Origin of the sequence: Mesorhizobium sp. M7A.F.Ca.CA.003.01.2.1, assembly GCF_003998945.1 — a bacterium.
GTDB lineage: Bacteria > Pseudomonadota > Alphaproteobacteria > Rhizobiales > Rhizobiaceae > Mesorhizobium > Mesorhizobium ciceri.
Genome location: NZ_RZRA01000352.1, coordinates 1 through 5191, shown reverse-complemented (window position 1 = coordinate 5191; position 5191 = coordinate 1). Strand labels below are relative to the sequence as shown.

Annotated in this window: 7 protein-coding genes; 5 read left to right on the top strand and 2 right to left on the bottom strand. The window is 63.7% G+C overall.

Annotated features, from left to right (window positions below; genetic code table 11):
• The 5 genes from EN969_RS15830 to coaBC form a co-directional block, all read left to right on the top strand.
• Positions 1–355: class I SAM-dependent methyltransferase (locus EN969_RS15830; RefSeq protein ID WP_164758280.1), on the top strand; the 355-nt coding region annotated here is incomplete at its 5' end.
• A 70-nt stretch (positions 356–425) separates the two neighbouring features.
• Positions 426–2000 (top strand): 2-polyprenylphenol 6-hydroxylase, encoded by a 1575-nt coding sequence (gene ubiB, locus EN969_RS15825; RefSeq protein ID WP_063168992.1) that lies wholly within the window; start codon positions 426–428, stop codon positions 1998–2000.
• 81 nt (positions 2001–2081) lie between these two features.
• Positions 2082–2339, top strand: coding sequence for a plasmid stability protein (locus EN969_RS15820; RefSeq protein ID WP_013529622.1), 258 nt, complete (start codon positions 2082–2084; stop codon positions 2337–2339).
• 2 nt (positions 2340–2341) lie between these two features.
• Positions 2342–2764, top strand: coding sequence for a type II toxin-antitoxin system VapC family toxin (locus EN969_RS15815; protein ID WP_024502801.1), 423 nt, complete (start codon positions 2342–2344; stop codon positions 2762–2764).
• The gene (coaBC, locus tag EN969_RS15810; protein ID WP_063168993.1) at positions 2761–3993 is read left to right on the top strand and encodes a bifunctional phosphopantothenoylcysteine decarboxylase/phosphopantothenate--cysteine ligase CoaBC; all 1233 of its coding nucleotides are present in this window, start codon (positions 2761–2763) and stop codon (positions 3991–3993) included. Before EN969_RS15815 ends, coaBC begins: the two co-directional genes overlap by 4 nt.
• Positions 3994–4078: 85 nt before the next feature.
• Here the strand turns inward: coaBC and EN969_RS15805 are convergent, their stop codons facing one another.
• Both EN969_RS15805 and EN969_RS15800 read right to left on the bottom strand, forming a co-directional pair.
• Positions 4079–4657 carry an invasion associated locus B family protein gene (locus EN969_RS15805; protein WP_063168994.1) on the bottom strand — a complete coding sequence of 193 codons (579 nt, stop codon included), beginning with the start codon at positions 4655–4657 and terminating at the stop codon, positions 4079–4081.
• 35 nt (positions 4658–4692) lie between these two features.
• Positions 4693–5191: autotransporter domain-containing protein (locus EN969_RS15800; protein ID WP_164758279.1), on the bottom strand; the 499-nt coding region annotated here is incomplete at its 5' end.

Below are 5191 nucleotides of genomic sequence, written 5' to 3'. Positions count from 1 at the left end.
CGATGCCTATACCATCGCTTTCGGCATCCGCAACGTACCGCGCATCGAGGTGGCCTTGGGCGAAGCGTTTCGCGTGCTGAAGCCCGGTGGGCGCTTCCTGTGCCTGGAATTTTCCGAGGTCGAGATGCCGCTGCTCGACAAGGCCTATGAAGCCTGGTCGTTCAACGCCATTCCAAAGATCGGCAAGATGGTCACCGGCGACGGCGAGCCCTATTCCTATCTGGTCGAATCGATCGCCAGGTTTCCCAACCAGCAGAATTTCGCGACGATGATTTCCCGCGCCGGCTTCCACCGCGTTTCCTTCCGCAACTATTCCGGCGGTATTGCAGCACTTCATTCGGGCTGGAAGCTTTGAGGCCGGACCGCATTTCTCACAATCGACGCGTGCTATGCCGGTTCAAAGAGCCGGCAGGGTTGGCGCTGCCATGAGCAATGTCAGTGCAGGATTCCGGCTCGTAAGGGCCGGCTGGGTGCTGGTCCGCGAGGGTGTCGTCGCCGCTCTGCCGGGTGAGGAACTGTCCGGCCTGCCGAAGTTCGGCTGGCGGATGGCACGGCTGTTCACGCGCCGCCGCGCGCTGGCCTATGAGCGCAGCGACCGGCTGGCCAAGGCGGTCGTCCGGCTCGGCCCCTCCTATGTAAAGCTCGGCCAGTTCCTGGCGACGCGGCCCGACGTCGTCGGCAACGACATGGCGCTCGATCTCGCCATGTTGCAGGACAAGATGCACACCTTTCCGAAGGCCGAAGCCATAGCGGCCATCGAAGCCTCGCTCGGGCGCAAAGTCGGCGATCTCTACGCTCAATTCGGCGATCCGGTCGCCGCCGCCTCCATCGCCCAGGTCCATGCCGCCGATGCCATGCATGACGGCGTTGCCACCAAGGTGGCGGTCAAGGTGATCCGGCCCGGCGTGCGCCGCCGCTTCTTCCAGGATCTTGAAAGCTATTTCCTTGCCGCTCGCCTGCAGGAGAAATACATCCCCTCGTCCCGCCGGCTGCGGCCGGTCGAGGTCACCCAGACGCTGGCTCAGACCACCAAGATCGAGATGGATCTTCGCCTCGAGGCGGCGGCCCTCTCGGAGCTCGGTGAAAGCACCAGGCACGACCCCGGCTTTCGCGTGCCGTCCGTCGACTGGGAGCGTACCGGCCGCGACGTGTTGACCATGGAGTGGGTCGACGGCGTCAAGATGAACGACATTGCCGGACTGGTCGCGGCGGGCCACGATCTGAAAACCATCGCCACAAACCTGATCCAGTCGTTCCTGCGCCACACGCTGCGCGACGGATTTTTCCACGCCGACATGCATCCGGGCAATTTGTTCGTCGAGGCGAACGGCACCATCGTTGCCGTCGATCTCGGCATTGCCGGCCGGCTCGGCAAGAAGGAGCGCCGCTTCCTCGCCGAAATCCTCTACGGCTTCATCACGCGCGACTATCTGCGCGTCGCTGAGGTCCATTTCGAGGCCGGCTATGTGCCGCGCCAGCACAATGTCGCGGCCTTCGCGCAGGCGATCCGGGCGATCGGCGAGCCGATCCATGGCCAGCCGGCCGAGACCATCTCGATGGCCAAGCTTCTGACGCTGCTGTTCGAGGTTACCGAGCTCTTCGACATGGCGACGCGGCCCGAACTGATCCTGCTGCAGAAGACCATGGTGGTGGTGGAGGGCGTGGCGCGCACGCTCGACCCGGCCTTCAACATGTGGAAGACTGCCGAGCCGGTGGTCGGCGACTGGATATCAGGCAATCTTGGGCCGCGTGGCATGATGATGGATGCGCGCGATGGCGCCAAGGCGCTGCTGACGCTGGCCCGCCAGGTGCCCGAGCTTGCGGCGCGCACTGACCGGCTGTCGCGCGAGATCGACCTGATGGCCGAGCACGGCCTGCGCTTCGACGAGACCACCGCCCACGCCATCGGCAAGGCCGAGGCGCGCTACAGCCGTTCCGGCCGCTGGGCACTCTGGGTGATTGCCGTGACGCTGGTCTATATCGCCTGGAAGATGATCTGAGTTCTCGGTGACAGCAGTGCCGGCATTGCTATCATTGAAAGCAACGCTTTCATGGACTAGGTTGAGGTAAGGAGCAAAAACATGAGCACACTTACCATCCGCAATCTCGACACCAACGTGAAGCAGAAACTGCGTGAGCGAGCTGCCGTGAGGGGAGTCTCAATGGAAGAGGAAGCGCGTAGCGTTCTTGCCAAGAGTGTTCTTTCGGACGGTGTGGACCAAGACCCTCGGGGAGAGTCACTCTATGCCGCGATTCGTAGGCTGGTTGAGCCCCATGGCGGTTTCGATGTCGAGTTGCCGGAGCGCGGCCCTACGCGCGAGCCACTGAAATTTGACTAACCATGTTCGTGCTGGATACGAATGTTATCTCGGAAACCTTCAAACCACGGCCGGATGCAGGGGTGGCTACCTGGATGGATAGCTCGCTCGCGACCCGCTCATATGTCACGGCGATGACCAAGGCAGAGCTGCTCGTTGGGCTTGCGAACATGCCGGACGGAACGCGTAAGGCTGCACTGGGTAGTGTCATCGGGGCCTTTTTCACCAAATGGCTCAAGACCCCAGTGCTCGCGTTCGGTGACCGCGAAGCCGAAGCATACGCGGAGATTGTTTCGAACAGACGATTTCTGGGACGTCCTATACGCGAATTTGACGCACAGATCGCCTCGGTTGCTCGCTCGCGGGGCTTTGCGGTGGTGACTAGAAACGTTGCTGACTTTTCCGATTGCGGTATCAGCATAGTCAATCCTTGGGAGGGTGCATGAGCCTCTCCGGCAAGCGCATCCTGCTCATCATCGGCGGCGGCATCGCCGCCTACAAAGCGCTGGATCTGATCCGCCGGCTGCGCGAGCGCGGGGCCGCGGTTCGGGTGGTCATGACATCGGCCGCGCAGGAATTCGTCACCACGCTGTCGGTCGGCGCGCTCTCCGCCGACCATGTTTTCACCGAGCTGTTCGACCGCAATGACGAACACGATGTCGGCCATATCAGGCTGTCGCGCGAGGCCGATCTGCTGGTGGTGGCGCCCGCCACCGCCGACCTGATGGCGAAGCTCGCAAACGGCCACGCCAACGATCTGGCCTCCACCGTGCTTGTCGCCACCGACAAGCCGGTGCTGATGGCGCCGGCCATGAACCCCAGAATGTGGGCGCATCCGGCCACCCGCCGCAACCGCGCGACGCTGCAGAAGGACGGCGTCACCTTCGTCGGTCCGGCCAGGGGCGAGATGGCCGAAAGCAATGAGGCGGGCGAAGGCCGCATGGCCGAGCCGCTGGAGATCGTTGCTGCGGTCGAGGCGCTGCTCGATGTCGGCCCCAGGCCGCTGTCGGCGCGCAAGATCATCGTCACCTCCGGCCCGACCCATGAGCCGATCGACCCGGTGCGCTACATCGCCAACCGCTCGTCCGGCAAGCAGGGCCATGCCATCGCGGCAGCACTGGCCAGGCTCGGCGCCGATGTGCGCCTCGTCTCCGGCCCTGTCGGCATCGCCGATCCCCCCGGAGTGAAGACCATTCACGTCGAGCGTGCGCAGGAGATGCGCGACGCGGTGGAACGGCTCTTGCCCGCAGATGCGGCGGTGTTCGTCGCCGCCGTGGCCGACTGGCGCACCGAGAACTCGGCCGGTGAGAAGATCAAGAAGGTCGCGGGCGAAGGGCCGCCGGTGCTGCGCATGGTCGAGAATCCCGACATTCTCGCCGGCGTCGGCCATCACAGCCAGCGACCCGGCCTGGTTATCGGCTTCGCCGCCGAGACACAGGATCTCCTGCGCAACGCCGAGGCCAAGCTCAAGAAGAAAGGCGCCGATCTCATCGTTGCCAACGACGTGTCGCAGGGAAGCGGCGTCGGCTCTTCGGGCGTGATGGGCGGCGATCGCAACCGGGTGCGGATCGTGTCAAAGGCCGGTGTCGAGGAATGGCCGGAGATGAGCAAGGACGAAGTGGCGGCTCGGCTTGCCGCCCTGATCGCCGAACGGCTTAAAACAATCGTCGTTTGACTGAAAAATGTTCTGCTGCAGTGACGCACCGCCCTGCCGCGAGACTGCGTTCAGGCGGCGCGCGCTTTAAGTCCTGCGGCTCACATCAATTGGTCAAAAGCTCCGCGGTTCGGGCAAGTGCGCCGGCGAAGCCGTTGAGCGGAATGGAAAAGCTCACCGCTTGTCCGGTGTCTGCCGCGAAAGCGTCGATCTTCAGCGTGGTGCCTGATTTCAGCAGCGGCGTGACAGTCGCATCGAACATCACCGGCACCAGACAGCCGACGACCTGGCAGGTGTTGAACGCCAGGCTGCCGTCCAGCTTCTGATCGTCGATGGTCAGGCTCACCCCCTTGGCCAGCGCCAGGCCGAACGGCAGCGCAAGCGTTCCCGTGGCATCCTCGCCGGTCTTGCTCGACAGCTCGATCGCCAGCAGGCGCTGATTGTTTTGCTTGTTGAATTGCTGATGCGACAGGCTGCAGGTTTTGGTCGCGCCTGATATCTGGCAATTGACCGTCCAGTCGCCGTGGGTTTCGGACAGTGCCGACGCGCCACCGGGCAACTGCGGCGCATCGGCGGCAGCCGGTGCCGCGACCGCCTTGTCGCTCTTGGTTTGCGCCGCCGCGGCCGGCACACCGACGGTGCAGGCAACACCCAGCATCGCCACGAAATACGCGAACTTCCTCATCAAGACCCCTCCCGCCCGGCTCCGCCTCGGGCCAGCTAGAAGCTGACCTTGAGAGACGCGCTGATCGCGTTCTGTTTAACCGTTTCGCCGAAGGCGCCATTATATCTGACGGACATGCCGACGCCATTGACGCCATTCAGTTCAAGGCCGGCGCCGACCCGATAGAGCGGCGAATCGACGGCCTCCGTCAAGTGCAATGCGGGGTTGCCAGGCAGATTCTCCGCCGCCGCGAAGCGACCTTCGATTTCCCACTCCTTGTTGGAAAACTCCGCCCCGGCCTTGCCGTAGACGCGAAGGCTGGCAATGTCGCTGAGCGCGATGTCGGTGCCGATCTCGATTGCAGGGGTTGCAGAATAGTAGGTGTTGGCCGAGCCATCGAAGTTGAAGGCGGCGACCGAACCCTCCTCCGTGCCTGAGACACGCAGCCAGCGCGCGTCGAACTGCACTGTCGGCTGCAGATAGAAGGCGCCCATCTCCCGGGTGAAACCCAACCGCGCCGAGCCGCCGAACATCGCGGTCTTCTGTGTGTAGGTG

Bases quoted from the DNA above. Each gene is read 5' to 3' on its own strand.
- ubiB (WP_063168992.1), top strand. From the start codon at position 426: ATGAGCAATGTCAGTGCAGGATTCCGGCTCGTAAGGGCCGGCTGGGTG.
- EN969_RS15820 (WP_013529622.1), top strand. From the start codon at position 2,082: ATGAGCACACTTACCATCCGCAATCTCGACACCAACGTGAAGCAGAAA.
- EN969_RS15815 (WP_024502801.1), top strand. From the start codon at position 2,342: ATGTTCGTGCTGGATACGAATGTTATCTCGGAAACCTTCAAACCACGG.
- coaBC (WP_063168993.1), top strand. From the start codon at position 2,761: ATGAGCCTCTCCGGCAAGCGCATCCTGCTCATCATCGGCGGCGGCATC.
- EN969_RS15805 (WP_063168994.1), bottom strand. From the start codon at position 4,657: ATGAGGAAGTTCGCGTATTTCGTGGCGATGCTGGGTGTTGCCTGCACC.